Below are 20,535 nucleotides of genomic sequence, written 5' to 3' on the forward strand. Positions count from 1 at the left end.
CATATATTTTGCATAAAAATAATGTAATTTTAATCAAGTTTAAAACGCTGTTTGTTATGAAAAATAAATCTATTTTTTCTGCTCTGTGTGCAGTTTTGCTATTGTGTTCGTGCATGTCCAACCAAAATGAAATAAAATTTCACAAGTCTCATGAACCAAGTAGGGCAGAAGTACCATTTAGTGATGTAGTTGAAACAAAAAACTTGTTGTTTTTAACGGGTCAAATCGGAAAGGACCATACACTTGGTAAGCTTGTGGAAGGTGGTATTGAAGCTGAAACTACGCAAGTGATTGAAAATATAAAAGATGTACTTGAATATCATAATTTAAGTTTGGATCATGTTGTGAAATGCACGGTAATTCTAAAGGATATTAATGATTTTCAAGCTTTCAATTCAGTTTATACGTCTTACTTCACAAAAAAACCAGCACGTACAACATTCGCGGCTTTAGGCTTGGCTGGTGGTGCAAGTATTGAAATAGATGTTATTGCTTCAAAATAAAATATGGTTATCTTATTCTTGTCAACTTATCAATACAAACTTCGTTCTTCTTTCTATAAAGACTATCTTTGCCCACTATGACAAGACGAGAGCAACAGGAGCTAATAGACAAAGGTTTGCTGCTACCTTTAATGGAGGAATTTTATACAATTCAGGGCGAAGGTTACCATAAAGGGACTGCTGCATATTTTATCAGAATAGGTGGTTGCGATGTTGGTTGCCACTGGTGCGATGTTAAAGAGAGTTGGTTGGCCGAACTGCATCCACCAACTGAGACCTCAAAGATTGTTGAAAATGCAGCCAAATACAGTAATACCATTGTTGTAACAGGTGGCGAACCCTTAACTTGGGACATGGGACCTCTTACCAAACAACTAAAAGAAAAGGGATTACAAACACATATTGAAACTTCAGGTGCATACAAATTAACAGGAGTTTGGGACTGGATTTGCCTTTCACCTAAAAAGGTGAAGCTTCCAACTGAGGAAATTTATGCTAAGGCACATGAACTTAAATGTATTATTTATAATAAGGACGATTTTAGATTTGCAGAGGAGCAAGCATCGAAAGTAAACAAGAATTGTATTTTATATCTTCAACCCGAATGGAGCAAACGCGATAAGATGATGCCTTTGATAGTAGATTATGTTATGGCCAATCCGAAATGGAAAGTTTCTCTGCAAACACACAAATATTTAAATATTCCATAAAAAAAGCCTTGAGAGATCAAGGCTTTTTTATTTGAGTTTAAAATCTTATTTGGTAAACGGAACAGTAACTCTCACCTTGTCCCATCCTAAGTGCATGTGTACACCATCTTTGGCTTCTTCAAACGCAATAGAAAAGGCCTCTAAGGACTCGTCGCCCATACTTACAGGAACTTTTAGTCTGGCTACGTCGTTTTCTTCCTTGTAGAAATAACTACCCCAAACATTTAGATCTGTACTGATTATGGCAGTCCATTCTTTTTCTCCTGGAATTACATAAAATGTGTAAGTACCTGCGCTCACTTTAGTGTCACCTAGCATCATATCAGTGTACAATGTAAGTTCTGCCGCCTCATTAGCTCCAGTACGCCAAACTTTACCAGTAGGTGCAAGCTCGCTCATTTCACGACCTTTTAATTGTGGTCTACTATAAGTAATCTTGATAAGCTTGTTAGATTCTTTGTAAGAGCTTGGAAAAGATGCTGCATCCATAGGGCTCTTATCAAGTGGTTTGAATTCTTGCGCTTCAGCATTGAATGAAAATACCATCATTACAGCGAAAACAATGGTTGTAAATAATTTTGTCGGTTTCATATGTAAGTTTGTTTTTGTTGAAGCTAAAATTAGAGTTTATAAAGAGCATTTAATCGTAAGGAAATATTAAAATTTACATTTTGATACTTATCCTATTGTTTTTAACGTATTGTTATTATAATATTATCCAATAATTTGATATTTAATTATAAAAGATAACCAATTAGTTAATTTATATTTAATAAATGAAAGTTTATTCACATATTTGATTCATAATTAATAATAAAACCAAAAGTTATGTGCGGTATTGTATGCGCGTTTGAAATAAAACAAAAAAGTGAAACCTTAAGACCACAGGTTTTAGAAATGGCTAAATCCATTCGTCATCGTGGTCCAGACTGGAGTGGTATTTACAGTGATGATAAGGCAATTTTGGCGCATGAGCGTTTAGCAATTGTAGATCCGGCTTCTGGTAAGCAACCCTTATTTAGTGAAGACAAGAAACTTATTTTGGCAGCTAATGGAGAAATATACAACCACAGAGAACTGCGTGCTCAATTTCCTGATTACAAGTTTCAGACTGAAAGTGATTGCGAAGTTATTTTGGCATTGTATAAAGAGAAGGGTGTTGATTTTGTAGATGATATGAACGGTATCTTTGGTTTTGCGATTTATGATGTTGACAAAGACGACTATTTTATTGCTCGTGATCATATGGGAATTATTCCACTATATATGGGCTGGGATAAACACGGTACGTTCTATGTGGCTTCAGAATTAAAGGCATTAGAAGGTGTATGTACCAAGATAGAATTATTTCCTCCAGGACATTACCTAAGCAGTATAGATGGTGAGCTTGTACAATGGTATAAGCGCGATTGGGAAGACTACGAGGCCGTTAAAGACAATGAAACAAGTATTGCTGAGGTGCGCCAAGCGCTTGAAGATGCTGTTCACCGTCAGTTAATGAGTGATGTACCTTATGGGGTACTATTATCAGGTGGCTTAGATTCGTCAATAACCTCTGCAATTGCTAAGAAATACTCACAACGTAGAGTAGAGGCAGATGATAAAGAACAAGCTTGGTGGCCACAGTTACATAGTTTTTCGGTTGGTTTGGAAGGGTCTCCAGATTTAGCAGCTGCACAAAAAGTAGCTGATCATATCGGAACTGTTCATCACGAAATAAAATTCACCATTCAAGAAGGATTAGATGCTATAAAAGATGTTATCTATCAATTAGAAACTTATGATATCACAACAGTTCGCGCTAGTACGCCAATGTATTTAATGGCAAGGGTTATTAAATCAATGGGTATTAAAATGGTATTATCTGGTGAAGGTGCAGACGAGATATTTGGAGGTTATTTATACTTCCACAAAGCACCAAACGCAAAAGAGTTTCATGAGGAAACGGTCCGTAAGTTGAGCAAGTTGCATATGTACGATTGCTTGAGGGCAAACAAAAGTCTTGCTGCTTGGGGAATAGAAGGACGTGTGCCGTTTTTGGATAAGGAGTTTATGGATGTTGCTATGCGCATCAACCCGGAAGATAAAATGATAAATGGAGAACGTATGGAGAAATGGGTGGTGCGTAAGGCTTTTGAAGATATGCTACCTGAGAGTGTAGCTTGGAGACAAAAAGAACAATTCAGTGATGGTGTGGGCTACAGTTGGATAGACACCTTAAAAGAGGTTGTTGAAGCTGAGGTGAGCGATGAGCAATTGGCAAATGCACATTTCCGTTTTCCTATTCAAACACCACAAAACAAAGAAGAGTACTACTATAGAACAATTTTTGAAAGTCACTTCCCTAGTGATGCTGCCGCTCTAAGTGTACCACAAGAACCGAGTGTGGCTTGTAGTACTAAAATTGCATTGGAGTGGGATGAAGCGTTTAAAAATATGAATGATCCTTCTGGCAGAGCAGTAGCTAAAGTACATGAAGATGCCTATTAAACTGATTTTAACTATTACAAATAAAAAGGAGCATTTATTCAATGCTCCTTTTTTGTAACAATTTTACTACATTTATGTACATATATATTAACCATCCAATTCTACTTTAATTTCCTGCTTGCAGAATCCTGTAAGCTATGATTATATTCTTTAGGCGAAGACGTCATTATCACAACAGAATTTTGATTCATCAAAATCAAAGGTCTAGTAGACCATTGGTGAAGATAGCCACTTGCGGCATTTATAATAACTCAATTATTGCGCTATGATAAAGTTCTTTAGAAAAATACGTCAACGTTTATTATCTGAAAATCGTTTCAGCAAATACCTTTTGTATGCCATTGGAGAAATTCTATTGGTTGTTATTGGTATTCTAATTGCCCTTAACATTAATAATAATAATGAGCTAAAAAAGCAACGCGCACAAGAGTTACATTATTTGAAAAATATTAAGACCGATTTAAAACTTAATATCGCACATTTAAATAACTACATCGCCACGCGACAAAAAGCAATTAACTCCGCCAATGCAATTATAGCACATTATGAAGGTCAACCAATTGAGGATTTAAAAGCGTTTAGTAGAAAAACGATTGATATTTATACTTGGCAAAAATTTTCACAAATAAATAACACCTTTCAAGAACTTATGAATTCGGGTAATCTTGCCTTAATTTCTAACGATTCAATTAAGGGTATTCTACTTAATATGGAATCACTCTATAAATCCTTAAAAAGTGAAGAGGAACATTTTAGATACGATGCCGAAATTATGCTTTATGAACCGTCCTATAAGATGATGGATATGAATCCCATAGTTCAAAACTACATGTACTATGTTAGTGAAGGAGCTGTCGGAGAGAATAGAGACCTACCAAAGGTTGAGTTTGAGGCCATGCTTAAAGATACGCAGCAAAAAAATGGCTTTGTAATGGCAGTATATGAATTTACTGTGATGAACAACCAGTTTAGGCAAATGAAAGATATGTGTCAAAAACTAATTGAACTTATTGATAAAGAGATTGAGCTCGATGATTAAATTCTTTCGTCATATTCGCCACTCATTAATCCAAGAAAACAATATGGGAAAATACCTTAAATATGCCATTGGAGAGATACTGCTTGTAGTAATGGGAATTCTAATTGCGCTACAGATAAATAACTGGAATGAGGAAAGAAAAGATAGAAAAAGGGAACAGGTCATTTTGAAAAACTTACAAATAGACTTTAAAACCAATATTAACAACGTTAATGAAGCTTATGATAGCTTCATGCAGGCATATGATGCATCAGCTTCCTTGCTCGAAATTATTAGAAGTAATGCTGAAATTGATAATACTGAAATTGAACATTTAATTGATGAAATTATTAATAAAACAATGTCTCTTGATATTATAACAGGATCCATTGACGAAATGCTAAATACAGGATCTATTAACCTTATAAGAGATACTGATTTAAGAAAACAACTATCTAATTGGTCGTATTATCAAACCGATACAGAAGACGATATTGTAATTTACCGAGACTATTTATTTGACTTATTTATTCCTTCATTAACAAATAAGGTATTATTGAGGAATATGGAAACTCCTGACTTTTTTGAAGAAGATATTAACTTTAAAAATATTTCTAAATCAAGTTTTAAGGTGAACTACAGCCAAACAATTAGAACTGTACAATTTGAAAATCAGGTGTATAACAATGCCTTAAATTATATGTATGCCTTAAATTCTTATAAAGTATTTAATAACTATCTAAATGAGACTTTGAACTTAATAGAAACAAATATTAATGATTAACTTCTACCGGATTAGTTTTAATTTACAAATAACAACCCAAAATATGAAAAGACTAAAACTCCTGGTTATTTGCATGCTATTATTGCCAATAACAAACTATGCCCAAAGACGCAAAAAGAAAGTCACAGAACCGACTGTAAAACTTACAGATTCCATGTTTCATGGCTTAAAATGGCGAAACATTGGACCCTTTAGAGGAGGAAGAAGCGTTGCATCTTCTGGTGTCATTGGGCAACCACAAACCTATTATATGGGCTCCACTGGAGGTGGTGTTTTCAAAACTACCGACGCTGGTATTACCTGGAATAATATTTCTGATGGGTTTTTCAAAATGGGATCTGTTGGCGCCATAGCCGTCTCAGAAAGTGATACTAATATTGTTGTGGTTGGCATGGGAGAGCATGCGGCACGAGGTGTTATGACCTCTATGGGAGATGGCGTTTACAAATCTATGGATGCAGGGAAGACCTGGGAACATTTAGGCTTGGAAAAATCGCGTCATATTTCTGATGTCATTATTCATCCCCAAAATCCAGATATTATTTTTGTTACTGCGCAAGGTGCACAATATGCCCCAACAAACGAAAGAGGAATTTATAGAACCATGGATGGTGGTAAAACTTGGGAACGTATTCTATTTATCAATTCTACAACTGGAGCATCATCCTTGTCTATGGATATGAACAACCCTCGTATTTTATATGCGTCTATGTGGCAACATCGTCGTTATCCGTGGCTTATTGAATCTGGTGGCGAACATTCAGGTTTATATAAATCTGTTGATGGTGGTGATACTTGGAATAAATTGGAAGAAGGATTGCCAGAAACCTTTGGTAAATCTGGAATATCTGTTTCAAGAGCCAATTCAGAACGTGTATTTGCAGTAATAGAGGCCGAAGGTGAAAAAGGAGGCGTGTATCGTTCTGATGATGCAGGAGAAACGTGGAATCAGGTCAACAGTAATCGAGTGAATATTGCGCGATCGTGGTACTACATGGAGGTTTTTGCCGATCCTCAAAATGAAAATGTGGTCTATGTCTTAAATGCTCCTGTGATGAAATCTATTGATGGAGGCCGTAGTTTTTCTAATATTCCGGTACCTCATGGTGATAATCATCACCTTTGGATTAATCCACACGACAATACCAATCTCATCAATTCTAATGATGGTGGTGCCAATATTTCATTTAATGGCGGAAAGAGTTGGAGTACCCAACAAAATCAACCAACAGCTCAGTTTTATAGAGTAATAACCGACAATTTGGTGCCTTACAACGTGTATGGAGGTCAACAAGATAACTCAGCCATTGCCATTGCTAGTCGCACCAACGATGGTGGTATTGATTGGAAAGACTGGTACTCTGTTGCAGGAGGAGAAAGTGCTTTTCTGGCTTTTGATCCTGATAATCCAGAGACCGTATTTGGCGGTACCTACCAAGGTAATATAAGTAAATGGACCAAAACCTCTAGGGAGCAAAAGGCCATAAAACAGTATCCGGAATTAGGCCTAAGTATAGCACCTAAGGACTCTAAATACCGCTATAATTGGAATGCGCCCATTATTTCATCACCTCATAACAGATCAACCATTTATCATGCTGGTAATGTGGTGTTTAAAACTACCGATGGTGGTAGTTCTTGGGAAGTTGTTAGTCCAGATCTCACCAAGAACGAAAAAGAAAAGCATGGACCAGGTGGTGGACCTTTTACCAATGAGGCTGCAGGAGGTGAAAACTATAATACCATTACGTCTTTAGTCGAGTCGCAACATAAGGAAGGAATTCTGTATGCAGGTACTGACGACGGTTTGTTGCATATAACAAAAGATGGCGGTAATAACTGGGAGAATATCACACCAGAAGGCATTGAGGATGGTATAGTAAACAGTATAGATGTGTCTGAACATGATCCAGCAACGGCCTATGTAGTCATTATGCGCTACAAATCTTTAGACCTGAACTCTTATATTTTTAAAACTACAGATTATGGTAAATCCTGGACTAAAATTGTGAATGGTCTCAATGACCCCAATGGATTTGCACGTGTTGTACGAGCCGATAAAAAACAAAAGGGTTTGCTATATGCAGGTACTGAAACAGGACTGTATGTCTCAAATGACGATGGGTTGCATTGGCAACGTTTCAACTTAAATTTACCTACGGTTACTATAAATGACCTTATTATTCAAGATAATGACCTGGTGGCAGCCACTTCTGGTCGAAGCTTTTGGATTTTGGATGATTTAGGTGCCTTACAGAATATGAGTGCAACGCCCAAATCAGTAGAAATATATCAACCAAAACCGAGTTTCCGAATATTTGGAGGGACGTCATCCGCCACAGGACAAGGTCAAAACCCAAGGAGTGGTGTCACCTTTGACTATTACTTAGGTAAAGATGCTGATACCTTAGATTTAAAATTAAGCGTTCTAGAGGGATCAAAAATTATAAGAACGTATACTAATCAGGAACCAAAAGACTTTAAATCATGGCCTGGTGGACCAAGTAAACCAGAGGTATTGCCCTCAAAAAAAGGCTACAACAGATTTACATGGAACTTTAATAGAGAGTCCTTACCAGCAATTAATAAGGTATTTGTTTTTGGTGGACTATCTGGATCTAGTGTGGCGCCAGGAGATTATACCTTAAGATTATCATTAGAAGGTGAAACTGTAGAGACCATGGCTACCATTCTTCCAAATCCGGATATAGGTACCGATCCAAAGGATTTTGCTGAGCAACAGCAAATACTTGTAACTATTGAAAATACAATCAGAGATATGCATACATCCGTTAACCAAATGCGCTCTGCAAAAAAGCAACTTAATAGTTATGCAAAACTTTTAAAAGATAATGACGACGCAAAAGCGCTTATTGAAAAAGGTGAAGCATTATTAAAACGCATAAATAGTTGGGAGGAGAATCTAATACAGGCCAAACAGAAAACCTTCCAGGATGTTATTAATTTTAATAACAAACTCAATGCGCAACTCATTAATCTGCTTAGCTATATAGACCAGGCAGACCCTAAGGTAACTCAAGGTGCCAAGGAAAGGTTTGCTGATTTAATGAAGGACTGGCAAGTCTATAAAAATGAGCACAATGCCATAATAAACAACGAAATGGCAGCTTATAATCAAGCTTACAAAGACTTGAATTTACCTGCTATTATTTTAAATAAGAATTAATCATTAATCAATAAACAAATAATTATGAAACAGAAACTGATCTATTTACTATCAACCATTTTGTTGGTTCAATTGAGTTTTGCTCAAGGAACTCGACTTTTGAGAGATCCTGATTTGAGTAGCACACATATCACATTCACCTATGGTAGTGATGTTTGGATTGTAGACAAAACAGGAGGTTTAGCAAAAAGGATTACAAGTACACCAGCAATTGAATACCAACCCTACTTTTCTCCTGATGGAAAATGGATAGCTTTTTCATCTAACCGTTCTGGTAGACCTAATGCCTACATCGTATCCATTGAAGGTGGAACGCCAAAACAGTTAACATGGCATCCCTCTGGCTCTGCAGTAAGAGGATGGACACCAGATGGCAAGTCCTTATTAATTGCAAGTGCAAGGGATACAGCACCCAGTCCTTATGAGCGCTTATATACAATTTCAGTAGAAGGGGGCTTACCCAAATTAATCTCGTCTCAATGGGGTTACGATGGGGATTATTCACCAGATGGAACTCAAATGATTATTGATAAAATGGATCGCTGGGATGCAGAGTGGCGTGCTTATAGAGGAGGACAAAACACACCTCTTATTCTTATGGATTTAGATACTCAAAATGAAACTTTATTACCTAATACTGATCGTACTACAGATATCAAACCGTTTTGGTTGAATGATAAAATTTATTTTTTATCTGATCGCGATTTGGTGGCCAATATTTGGTCTTATGACCCAAGTTCATCAGAACTATCTCAAGTAACCAAATTCAAGGGTTCTGACATTAAGAATGTTTCTGGTCATGGAAACATGCTTATTTATGAAAGAGATGGCTACATCCATACGATGGACATTTCTTCAGGCAAAACTTCCCAGCTCAATATTGAAGTAGTTGGAGATTTCCCTTGGGCTGAAACCAAATGGGAAAATGTTACAGATAGAGCTGAATCAGCATCATTATCACCAAACGGTAAAAGAGTCATCCTCGAAGCACGAGGTGATATCTTCACGGTACCTGTTGAATTTGGAGATTCCAGAAATATCACGAACACTTCTGGTGTGGCAGATCGCAGACCGCTTTGGTCACCAAAGGGAGACAAAATTGCATGGTTTTCAGACGAAAACAAAAAGAATTACCAGTTAGTCATTAGTAACCAAGATGGAACAGAAATTTTTGATAAGATAAAAATTGGAGAATCTAAATTAGGATGGGATCCAAGTTGGTCGCCTGATGGCAATCACATTGCTTTTGTTGACGATGATGTACGATTAAGAGTGGTTGATCTTAAAACCAAGAAGGTCAAAACCATTGCTATTGGTGGCACTAATCTAGAAAGAGGCTCCATTGAAATGAAATGGTCGCCTGATTCTAAATGGATTGCCTACGCCAAAACAGGAGATAATATGCTCAGACAGATTTATCTATGGTCTACGGACTCAGGAAAATCTACGGCAATTACAGATCCTTTTGCAGACTCTTTCTCACCTGCCTGGGACCTCAATAAAAAACAACTGTATTTCTTAGCTAGTACAAATATTGCTTTAGGATCTGGATGGGCCAATACAAGTGCTATGACAGCCGATGAAACCTATGCTGCCTATGTAGTTAATTTGGATGCAGAGGATAAGTCTCCATTTAAACCAAAAAGTGATGAGGAGGAAGTTAAAGATGAAGATTCATCAGATGATAAAGATGACAAGGATGACAAGAAAGAGGATAATGACAAAAAGAAGGAAGGCAATGGCCTTAAAATTGATTTTGACAATATCGGAAGACGCACACTAGCACTACCTGTTCCTGTTCGTAATTATGCCTATATATTAGCAGGTCCAGAAAATACAGCGTTCCTAGCAGAACGCATTCCGAATAGTAGAGGTCTAACACTCCATAAATTCGATTTAAAGAAACAGGAATCCAAAGAATTTACCTCAGGCGCGAGCGGCACATTTATCACGGCAAATGGAAAACACATGCTAGTGCGATTAAATGGAAGTTGGAAGCTCGTCAAAACGAGTGGTGCCAATGCTAAGGGTGCAGAATCTATCAAGCCAAACCTTCAAATGAAACTTGATAGAGCTAAAGAATGGGAACAAATGTTTGAAGAAGCTTGGCGTTATGAACGCGATTATTTCTATGATCCTAATATTCATGGACGAGACTGGAATATGGTTTATAAGCGCTATGCGCCACTAGTGCCATTTGTTAAACATAGGGCAGACCTAACCTATATATTTGATCAAATGAACGGTGAATTATCCGTTGGTCATAGCTTCGTTGGTGGTGGTGATTATCCGGATGTAGAACGCAACCAGGTAGGACTTCTAGGTGCTGATTTGAGTCTTTCGAATGGACGTTACAAGATTGATCGCATTTATACCACAGAGAACTGGAATCCAGGATTAGAAGGACCTCTAGATGCTCCAGGCTTAAATATTAAGGGAGGCTATTACATAGTGGGTATTGACAATAGAGAACTTAAGGCTGAAGACAACATATTTGAATTCTTGGATGGAACGGCTGGGAAGCAAACGGTTTTACATTTAAATTCCTCACCTGAATTTAAAGGGCATTGGACAGAAATCGTAGAACCATTAAGAAGCGAGAATTCTTTGAGACAACGAACTTGGGTCGAAGATAATCGGCGTCGAGTGGAGGAACTATCAAATGGAAGACTAGGTTACATATGGGTGCCAAATACGGGTGGTCCAGGCTTTGTATCCTTCAATCGCTATTTCTTTGCACAACAGGATAAGGAAGGTGCAGTAATAGACGAACGTTTTAATGGAGGTGGTTTATTAGATGATTACATGGTAGATTTAATGACTAGAGATACAAGAGCAGCACTGACTAATGAAGTGCCAGATGGAAAACCAATGAAATTACCAGCTGGTATTATGGGACCGAAGGTGTTATTGATTAATGAGCTGGCTGGATCAGGAGGCGATTTCTTCCCTTGGGTCTTCAGGCAACAAAAAGCAGGTAAGTTAATTGGTATGCGTACTTGGGGCGGTTTAGTAAAATCATCTACACACTATCTTATGATTGATGGAGGTCGCCTTACATCGCCAGACAATGCCGTATTTGATCCAATCAATAATAAGTTTATTGCAGAGAATGTCGGCGTGCCACCTGATATTGAGGTAAGACAGGATGCCAAGTCTTTAAGACAAGGCGGTGATCCTCAATTAGAACGCGCGGTTCAAGAATTAATGAAGCTATTAGGAACCAAGAGAGAGATCAAGGTGCCGCCATTTAACAAACCAGCAAACGGAAACTAAAAACTAATGCCACACTCAGTTTAACTTGGTGTGGCACATTATTATGTTGAACTTTGTGTAACAAATAGATACAAAGTTCAACCAATAATAACGCTAACCCAACCTACCCTCATAGTCATGCAACAGGGCTGTGTGTCTGTTTTTTTAATGCACTTGTGTTTTGGTGATATGTATAATCGCTAAAACTTTACCAAATGGGAATATTCTGGGACCTCATGCAACAAAATGAGCTCAACAAACAACAGGAACAGGCCAATAGCTTGGAGGAGCGTGTTGAACAACTTGAAGCTGAATTAACAACCACCAAAACTTTATTACGAAAAACATTGGAAGCTCTCGAAACGCATCTTAATACAGATATCGATGGCGATGGCCAGCTAGGATGATAAAGTTTTTTAGACATATTCGTAAACGCTTGCTTCAGGAAAATCGCTTCAGGAAATACTTGCTATATGCCATAGGTGAGATTATCTTAGTTGTTATAGGGATTCTTATTGCCTTGCAAGTCAATAATTGGAATAATAATCGTTTAAACAAAACCCTTGAAAAAAAGACTTTGATTAGCCTTAAAAGTGATCTGATGCTTCAGGAAGAAATCATTCGGAGACAGATTAATAAGGAAGATTTTTTTATGGCGTATGTGGACTCCAGTCGCAGCATGATCAATTCAAAAATTGAGGTTAACAAGCTAGCCACTTTTCTTGATACCCTTTCTGTACGTCTCACTTTTGTATCAAATAGAGTAACTTTTGATAATATGGGTTCTGGCGGAAAAACAACAGTAATAACTAACCCAGATTTGCACAAAAAAATTGTTGAGTACTATCAGTTTCTAGATTATACGGAAAACGTAGTAAACCATAATAACCTTTATAGAGTGAATAGCCAGTTCGGCACCTATGTGCTAAATAATAAATTGGGAATACAGATTAGTGAAGATGGTCAGCTTTTTCTTAAAAGTGAATTAAGGCCAGACCAAAAGTATGGCTTTATTAAACAATTGGAAGGCAGACACTATAGTGCGGAAAATAGCAGGAACAAGTGTGCACTTTTGTTGGAGCGTACCCAGGATTTAATAGGTTTAATAGATGATGAAATAGAACAACATGATTAAGTTCTTCAGACAAATACGCTATAATTTTTTGAAAGAGAATAATATGGGAAAATATTTAAAATATGCCATTGGTGAAATTATCCTTGTGGTTATTGGTATTTTAATTGCTCTACAGGTTAATAACAGCAACGAAAACCGAAAGAAAAAGGTTCAAGAACGGGTATTTTTAGAACAATTGCATGATGATTTCGAGGCTAACCAAGAAGCCATTAGTTCTTATAAAATGCTCTATGACATTAATAGAAAACATCTAGATGTTATATTAAGACATACAGGACCAAAGGTAGAAGTGCCTCCCGCTGCAGTTTTCGACTCTATTCAATCTTTAAATTCGCCACAGGTAGAACTCCTTTACGCAACTAATGATACGCAATCTGGACTTAGTTTTGATTTACTTTCAAACAGTACTTTAAAGCAAACCATTAAACAATTTCCTATTGTATTCAAATTATATCAGAGTGATGAAGCAGAATTGAATGAATTGTTGTTACAGCAACGCAAAATTCACCAACGTTATGTGCCTTTAACTGCCATGATGAAAAGAAGGTATAAACAAGAGCACTTTAAGGTAGATTCGCTTGGCTTGATTCGGGATATGCAATTTCAAAACATTACTGCAGATCGCTTATGGGTCTCAAACGCGGCAGAACGTAGATTTGTGCAAGTTGAAACTTATAATGATTCGATAGTAAAGCTCATTGAAACTGAATTAAAAAAGTATGATTAAATTCTTTAGACATATACGAAAATCACTTTTAGAACAGAACAAAATGGGAAAGTATTTTAAATACGCTATTGGTGAAATATTGTTAGTTGTTATTGGGATTTTAATTGCACTGCAGATAAACAATTGGAATGAGAATAGAAAATTACGACTTGTAGAATTAGAGCTATTAGAGAATATTAAATCCGACTTAATGCAATCTAAGATATCCATAGATGATATGGTCTCTAACAATACAGGACAGATTGCAATGTATAAAAAACTATTGTATTACGTTAAAGAAGATTTGCCAGAACATAAAGGACTTTATAGATATTTTGGAAATATCCCAACATGGACTACACCTTACCTTTATTTTTCTGCCTATGAAACCTTAAAAATAAAAGGTGTTGATTTAATACAAAATGACTCGCTTAAGACCCAAATCATAGATATGTACGATAATGAATATGCATACTTAATTGGTGATTGGGATAAGTGGGAATGGAATAATAATCAATCCATTTCTATGCCTTTTTACACAAAACATTTTCGCAGAGATTCTATAGATGTAAATATAGCTAAACCAAATAATTTTGAAGCATTAAAGGATAATGATGAATTTTCGAATATAATATCACTTCTTTTATTTACAAGAACGAAAGGTGTAAGAGAAGGTAAACGGATTGCATTGAAGTTGGAAGAGTTAATTAATAGCATCGAATCCGAATTAGATCAAAGATAAAGTATGATTAAATTCTTCAGACATATTCGTAAATCCCTTCTTTCAGAAAATAAATTCAGTAAATATCTGATTTATGCCATTGGAGAAATTGCACTTGTAATGATTGGAATTTTATTGGCATTACAAGTAAATAATTGGAATGAAAACAGAAAAGCTGAAGAGAAAGAACTCAAGCTTTTAATAGAATTAAAAGATGACCTTATAGAGACTAAGAAAGATTTAATGACGGATATCGAAAGAATACCACAGCTTCTCAATATTACAAATGCTTTATACAAATCCATTAATGAAGGCAAAATTTCGGAGACTGACCCTTTCAAATTACCACAAGGATATCTACTTGTATACCCTATACTTTATCCAAAATTAAGTGCCTACGAAGCAATACAATCAGAAGGAATTTCTATAATTTCTAATGATAAACTAAGAAAAGAAATTACAGACTTTTATCAGTTGCATCTTAATAGAGTAGCATGGGCAGAAGAAAAGCTAGAAGAACTTAACAACAAAGTTTTAAAACCATATTTAATTGCTAATTCTGCTTATGGCAGCGGATGTAAAGATTGTGCTGATTTATATGAATTGTTGCGCACCAATAAAGGGACACGCGGACAATTTTACATTCTGAGTCACGTGGACGATGAATTAGTTCATATGCTAAAAGATAATTTTAACTGGTTGAACGTAATAAATCGACGCTATTTGGCATTGTCTGAAACCATTGATGACATGATAGTATTAATTGACCAAGAAACTAATTTTAAATGATAAAATTCTTTCGTAAAATACGCTACAATCTTATGAGTGATAACAAAACGGGGAAATACCTTAAGTATGCCATAGGCGAAATTGCCTTGGTAATGATTGGAATTTTGCTGGCATTGCAAGTCAACGAATGGAATAACGAACGTAACCGAAAAAAGGCAGAACAGGTTATCATAGAGCAACTCATTACTGATTTGTCGCAATCGCAATATGAGTTGGAAGAACGAGAATCTCGCAATTTAAGAAGTGCAAGGGAATATTCGCAGGTACTACGTGCTTTTTTTAAAATCGAATTGCCAGATGATGTAGAGAAGTATGTTAGAAGTGGTGGTGGAAGTGGCGTATATAGTCCTGTGCTGGGAACAATGCAGTCTATTATTAATTCTGGGAGGTTAGACATCATCAGTTCCAAGCAGCTTAAAAACGATATTGTAGCCTATGTAGAAGCCGTAGGCTACAGGCTTAAGGACATTAACAGGTATGAGGAAAGCTATTTTAGACCTGGAGTAGCCCTTTTAAACGACGCTATTCCAAGTTCATATCACTCTAAAGACATCATTAATGCACAGGGTAAATCATGGCGATGGAAATGGGACTATAACAAAAATCTTAATTGGACACCGGAGTTTATTGAAAAAGTGCCGTTTAAAGCGGATTTGACTCAATTATTTCAGGATAAGAATTTTTTCGTTGCTAATGAGAAATTGCATCTCTATCATCGCAATATTTCATGGAAATACCGCGAAATTCTTAATCGCACTAATGAGTTGTTGATTAAACTATATCTTGCTTCCGGCAAATACCATCAGCTGGGCAAAAATCTTTCCGATGATAATTATTATATAGTCTTTGAAGCTGAGGACTTGCAAATCCTTAAACGCGCAGATGCCTTGTTAAGCAATCCTTCAAAATGGAACAAAAACGATGATGATAATTGTGATAACAATAGTGCTATGGGAAATTATAGTCTTGAGTGCGCACTCAAATCCGCTTCTCAAGAAGTGGTTGGTGAGTGGGAAGATGAGCCACATAGACCAGCGATTAGATTGGTTTTACGTAGACTTTTGGAAGACGAAAACAGACGTTATGTAGAAGATATGGTTGAAGACTGGAACAATCACCCAGACACCACTTTTGAAGACGTCAAGAACTTATTGAGCGATTGCATTGAGATCACAGAAAATCAACTAACAACCAATGATTAAATTCTTTAGACATATCAGAAAATCTTTATTAGAACAAAATCAAATGGGGAAATACTTTAAATATGCTATTGGTGAAATTCTGCTAGTTGTAATAGGAATACTAATAGCATTACAGATTAATAATTGGAATGAAAGACGGAAAGCTACGATTGAAGGGTTGGTATTATTAGAAAACATATACGAAGACATTAAGTATAACTTAGATAAAATAGATTTTGTTTATGCCTGGGATTCAACACAAAATGACAGAAACAAAAAGTTAATTCAACTTTTATTTGACCAGAATTCAACCTATCACGATTCTTTAGAGATTTATTTTGGATCCGTAACACGATATGAAGTTTTTTCTCCAAGACGAACTGCCTACGAGACGTTAAAGACCAAAGGCTTGGAATTAATTAGAAATAAAACTCTTAGATCTAAAATTACTGAACTTTATGACGAAGTCTATGTTCTAAACGATATGGTGCTAGAATTTAGAAAGGAAATACATCTCAAGCACGTTCCAATATTTAACAACAGATTTTTAACGCTTGATGAAGTAGAATATAAAGTCCCGATAGATTTCAATTCCCTTAAAAACGATAAGAAGTTTATCAATACCCTTTCTTACATTTTAGCAGAGAGCGACAATTTTCTTGAACATCACAACAACATGAGAGCGCAAACAAAACAATTAAGGGATATCATATTTGAAGAACTTAAAAGTCATGATTAAATTCTTTAGACATATCAGAAAATCATTAATAGAACAAAACCAAATGGGGAAATACTTTAAATATGCTATTGGTGAAATACTGCTTGTGGTTATAGGTATTCTTATTGCCTTACAGGTCAATAACTGGAATGAAACCAGAAAGCGTCAAATAGAATTAGATAAACTGCTTAATGACATTGAGCAGGATTTAATTGCTAATTATCATCAAGCTAATGGTGCCCTAAGATTTTACAAAAAACAAGATTCAATTGCCAAACTGATTGCGGCTAAAGACCTCACGGCAAAGGACTATAGAGACAATTATAATTTAAATTATTACGCAGGAAATTGGGATTACTATGTGCCCAGTGATAAGAATTTAAATCAGTTTGTAGATGCAGAAAAAATAATTGCTTTAAAATATAAGCCCGTTTTAGAATCGGCCAAAACATTACAACTATACAAAACGGTTTTAGATGATACCTGGTCTAATCTCGAGCAGAATATCGATGAAAACGTTAACTCACTTTCGTCTTGGCCATGGTTTGTAAAAAATGATTCTGTGTCGTCCGCAAACCGATTAGACTATATGTTACACAATCCAGAATACGAGATTATGGCTTTAAGGTATTGGATTATGATACAAAATTATTATGATAAAGTCTCACGCTATCGTGCTCAGTCCATGGCAACCTTGGCCACTATAAAACAGATTTCGTCAAACTACAGTACCGAACAAATCGAGGTGTTGTTTCAAGGTTTGGGGATGCCGCCATACATGGAATACGATTGCAACATTCCCTCATCTGAGTTAAAACACCAGCGCGATATGAGATCAAGTGCACTTTACGGTAATTTAACCGCTAATGAAATTCGGCTTTATGTCACCAACAATGAAGGAAGAAAAGTGAACGACTTTTATTTGTCTCCCTACCAATTTAAGACCATTCCTGGCTCTGAGTATTTTGGTATTGATGGTGACAACAATATACTTGTTCAGTACCTAGGTGAAAATGACGAATGCATAAAAAAGTACGGTGTTCCAGAAAATGGGTACCTCATTATCAAATAATTCTTGCATGATTAAATTCTTTCGTCATATCCGTCGTTCACTCATAAACCAAAACCAAATGGGAAAATACTTTAAATACGCCATAGGTGAAATCCTATTGGTTGTGATAGGTATCTTGATAGCCTTGCAAATAAACAATTGGAATGAAAACCGAAAAGACTTTAAAATGAGTGTTGAATTCCTTAAGGGAATTGGTGACGATTTAAGAAAAGATGTCCTGCTTGTAGATAGTGTATTACGTTTAAACAAGGAATCCTTTAGTGTAGTAAGCAGTATTGATTCCGTTTTTCATAAAAAGCATTTTTATCAAGCTAAGAAATTCAGCCAATTTTTTGGTGCTCCAGATACTTTAGATTATGCACATGTATTTTATAGGCCAACATCCTTTAGACCAATTAATGGCACATACAATTCACTCATTGCAGACGGTAAAACTACACTGATTAAAAACAAACAATTGTTTGAGAAAATTCAACGCATATATAATGAAAACCATCAGCGTGTTGCAAGTAACTATGAGGCCATTAAAGATTTAGAAATAAAATTAGGTTGGGCATATGCTGTTGAAAAAAAGCAATGGACCTATACGGATTTAAAGCGTGCTAAGCGCGAAAAGATTTTTTATGATGTCGTGAATTTTACGGAGGAGAAATACTGGTATTCCCAAAATTTGCTGAGAATAAAAGAGAATAGCCAAGAGGTCATCTCACTCATTGAAAATGAAATAACCAATGATTAAATTCTTCCGTCAAATACGTCGCTCACTCATAAACCAAAACCAAATGGGAAAATACTTTAAATACGCTATTGGTGAAATTATACTTGTGGTGATTGGGATTCTTATAGCGCTCCAGATTAATAATTGGAATGAAAATAGAAAAGAGTTATACAATGAAGCTAAGGTATTAAAAACATTAAACGACGAGTTTTTAGAAAATAAAATCACATTAGATTCTACTTTGGTTTTATTAAATACGACTGCAGATGCATTAAGCTTTGTGCTTGACAACATTGATAAAACACCTATAATAGATATCACGCCTGTTCAATTGGACAGTGTATTATTTAGCACCATAGCAAATCCTTATTGGAAAAAAAGCGAATACACGCTAAGAAATTTAGAAAACTCAGGTCAGTTAAGTAGTTTATCCAATCAAAAATTAAAAACTAAACTTTACGAATACTCTTTAGCCCTTACTGATATTGAAGATAAAGATAGTGATGCTACAATTGCCTTTAATCAACTTCTAAATTATTTTAAAATTAATGGTTCATTAAGAAACCTCGATGCAAATGGTATTAATATTAGAGAGGGAAGAACAAGATTAGATTACAATCATATAAGTTTCTTCTCTGATATTGTTTTTGAAAATTCTATAGATGATTGTTTAGTATATATTAGACAAAGGATACAAAGATACACTAAGGCCAAAGCAATTATTCTAGAAATAATAAGCATTACAAATAATAGCAATGATTAAATTCTTCCGTCAAATACGCAAATCACTTTTAGAACAGAACAAAATGGGCAAATACTTTAAATACGCTATTGGAGAAATACTGCTCGTGGTCATAGGGATTCTAATTGCACTACAGATAAACAATTGGAATACGGACAAAAATAAAAACATTGAAGCCACATTATTTTTAAATCGAATACTATCTGAAATTGATGCTAATAAACTTGAAATTGATAAACAGATTGACATTGAACAAAATCAAAAAGAAAGTGCAAGGCAAATTTTGCATTTAATTGGTAAAGACTATCATGAAAGATCGTCCAGAAAACTTGATAGTTTAGTTTATATAATCCTTTTTGGCAATTATCTTGATTTGGCGACTTCAACCATGGAAGAAGGATTTAACTCCGGACAAGTTGCACTAGTGGGCTCAGAACAAATCCGTAATGCTTTATATAAGATAAAGGCAGAAATTTCGGATGTAGAACAATCTATTCTTAAAGGAAATATAGATATGAGAAATAATTTATTTCCATATTTATATGACTACTTTAACTGGCGTAAAATGGACTATACTTATTCTGCTAATGGTGAGGAAATTGGAGCTTCATATTTTAATTCTAACAATAAAGCACTATTGACTAGTATGAAATTTGAAAGTCTTATGGATAACAGATTTTGGGCATGTAACCAGCAACTTGATAAACTCAATAACCTCAAGGATAAATTATTGAACCTTGAAAATTTAATTCTTAATTTCTTAGAAACGGAAGGTGATGATTAAGTTCTTTAGAAATTCACGTCAA

General features: G+C 35.7%; 19 protein-coding genes. 18 read left to right on the forward strand and 1 reads right to left on the reverse strand.

The window, feature by feature from the left end:
* Positions 1-56 precede the first annotated feature (56 nt).
* Both LBU54_RS14425 and LBU54_RS14430 read left to right on the forward strand, forming a co-directional pair.
* On the forward strand, positions 57-503 hold the full coding sequence (locus LBU54_RS14425) for a Rid family hydrolase (protein ID WP_224531569.1): 447 nt from the start codon (positions 57-59) through the stop codon (positions 501-503).
* A 77-nt stretch (positions 504-580) separates the two neighbouring features.
* A complete protein-coding gene (locus LBU54_RS14430; RefSeq protein ID WP_224531572.1) occupies positions 581-1,213 on the forward strand; it encodes a 7-carboxy-7-deazaguanine synthase QueE in 633 nt (210 codons plus the stop codon).
* A 45-nt stretch (positions 1,214-1,258) separates the two neighbouring features.
* Here LBU54_RS14430 and LBU54_RS14435 read toward each other — a convergent pair whose 3' ends face one another.
* Positions 1,259-1,804: a DUF2911 domain-containing protein gene (locus LBU54_RS14435; RefSeq protein ID WP_224531575.1), complete on the reverse strand. Its 546-nt coding sequence runs from the start codon at positions 1,802-1,804 to the stop codon at positions 1,259-1,261.
* 237 nt (positions 1,805-2,041) lie between these two features.
* Between LBU54_RS14435 and asnB the strand changes: the two genes are divergently transcribed.
* The 16 genes from asnB (at position 2,042) to LBU54_RS14515 (ending at position 20,513) form a co-directional block, all read left to right on the forward strand.
* Positions 2,042-3,703, forward strand: coding sequence for an asparagine synthase B (gene asnB / locus LBU54_RS14440; RefSeq protein ID WP_224531578.1), 1,662 nt, complete (start codon positions 2,042-2,044; stop codon positions 3,701-3,703).
* Between the two features lie 265 nt (positions 3,704-3,968).
* Positions 3,969-4,742 (forward strand): DUF6090 family protein, encoded by a 774-nt coding sequence (locus LBU54_RS14445; RefSeq protein ID WP_224531588.1) that lies wholly within the window; start codon positions 3,969-3,971, stop codon positions 4,740-4,742.
* A gap of 43 nt (positions 4,743-4,785) precedes the next feature.
* Positions 4,786-5,505, forward strand: a complete 720-nt coding sequence (locus LBU54_RS14450; protein WP_224531591.1) for a DUF6090 family protein — start codon at positions 4,786-4,788, stop codon at positions 5,503-5,505.
* Between the two features lie 43 nt (positions 5,506-5,548).
* On the forward strand, positions 5,549-8,692 hold the full coding sequence (locus LBU54_RS14455; protein WP_224531593.1) for a VPS10 domain-containing protein: 3,144 nt from the start codon (positions 5,549-5,551) through the stop codon (positions 8,690-8,692).
* Between the two features lie 24 nt (positions 8,693-8,716).
* On the forward strand, positions 8,717-11,968 hold the full coding sequence (locus LBU54_RS14460; RefSeq protein ID WP_224531597.1) for a S41 family peptidase: 3,252 nt from the start codon (positions 8,717-8,719) through the stop codon (positions 11,966-11,968).
* A 194-nt stretch (positions 11,969-12,162) separates the two neighbouring features.
* Positions 12,163-12,354 carry a hypothetical protein gene (locus LBU54_RS14465; RefSeq protein ID WP_224531599.1) on the forward strand — a complete coding sequence of 64 codons (192 nt, stop codon included), beginning with the start codon at positions 12,163-12,165 and terminating at the stop codon, positions 12,352-12,354.
* The gene (locus tag LBU54_RS14470) at positions 12,351-13,082 is read left to right on the forward strand and encodes a DUF6090 family protein (RefSeq protein WP_224531602.1); all 732 of its coding nucleotides are present in this window, start codon (positions 12,351-12,353) and stop codon (positions 13,080-13,082) included. The genes LBU54_RS14465 and LBU54_RS14470 overlap by 4 nt, the downstream gene beginning before the upstream one ends.
* Positions 13,075-13,809, forward strand: a complete 735-nt coding sequence (locus tag LBU54_RS14475) for a DUF6090 family protein (RefSeq protein ID WP_224531605.1) — start codon at positions 13,075-13,077, stop codon at positions 13,807-13,809. The genes LBU54_RS14470 and LBU54_RS14475 overlap by 8 nt, the downstream gene beginning before the upstream one ends.
* Entirely contained in the window at positions 13,802-14,530 is a 729-nt protein-coding gene (locus LBU54_RS14480; RefSeq protein WP_224531608.1) for a DUF6090 family protein, read from the forward strand. Before LBU54_RS14475 ends, LBU54_RS14480 begins: the two co-directional genes overlap by 8 nt.
* 3 nt (positions 14,531-14,533) lie before the next feature.
* Complete coding sequence (locus LBU54_RS14485) at positions 14,534-15,298, forward strand: DUF6090 family protein (RefSeq protein ID WP_224531611.1); 765 nt, start codon at positions 14,534-14,536, stop codon at positions 15,296-15,298.
* Complete coding sequence (locus tag LBU54_RS14490) at positions 15,295-16,500, forward strand: DUF6197 family protein (protein ID WP_224531614.1); 1,206 nt, start codon at positions 15,295-15,297, stop codon at positions 16,498-16,500. The genes LBU54_RS14485 and LBU54_RS14490 overlap by 4 nt, the downstream gene beginning before the upstream one ends.
* The gene (locus LBU54_RS14495) at positions 16,493-17,218 is read left to right on the forward strand and encodes a DUF6090 family protein (RefSeq protein ID WP_224531620.1); all 726 of its coding nucleotides are present in this window, start codon (positions 16,493-16,495) and stop codon (positions 17,216-17,218) included. The genes LBU54_RS14490 and LBU54_RS14495 overlap by 8 nt, the downstream gene beginning before the upstream one ends.
* On the forward strand, positions 17,211-18,269 hold the full coding sequence (locus LBU54_RS14500; protein WP_224531622.1) for a DUF6090 family protein: 1,059 nt from the start codon (positions 17,211-17,213) through the stop codon (positions 18,267-18,269). The genes LBU54_RS14495 and LBU54_RS14500 overlap by 8 nt, the downstream gene beginning before the upstream one ends.
* 7 nt (positions 18,270-18,276) lie before the next feature.
* On the forward strand, positions 18,277-19,008 hold the full coding sequence (locus tag LBU54_RS14505) for a DUF6090 family protein (RefSeq protein ID WP_224531624.1): 732 nt from the start codon (positions 18,277-18,279) through the stop codon (positions 19,006-19,008).
* Positions 19,001-19,750: a DUF6090 family protein gene (locus LBU54_RS14510; protein ID WP_224531629.1), complete on the forward strand. Its 750-nt coding sequence runs from the start codon at positions 19,001-19,003 to the stop codon at positions 19,748-19,750. The genes LBU54_RS14505 and LBU54_RS14510 overlap by 8 nt, the downstream gene beginning before the upstream one ends.
* Positions 19,743-20,513: a DUF6090 family protein gene (locus LBU54_RS14515; protein ID WP_224531658.1), complete on the forward strand. Its 771-nt coding sequence runs from the start codon at positions 19,743-19,745 to the stop codon at positions 20,511-20,513. Before LBU54_RS14510 ends, LBU54_RS14515 begins: the two co-directional genes overlap by 8 nt.
* Positions 20,514-20,535: the final 22 nt, after the last annotated feature.

It is taken from the genome of Winogradskyella alexanderae (assembly GCF_020166335.1).
Lineage (GTDB): Bacteria > Bacteroidota > Bacteroidia > Flavobacteriales > Flavobacteriaceae > Winogradskyella > Winogradskyella alexanderae.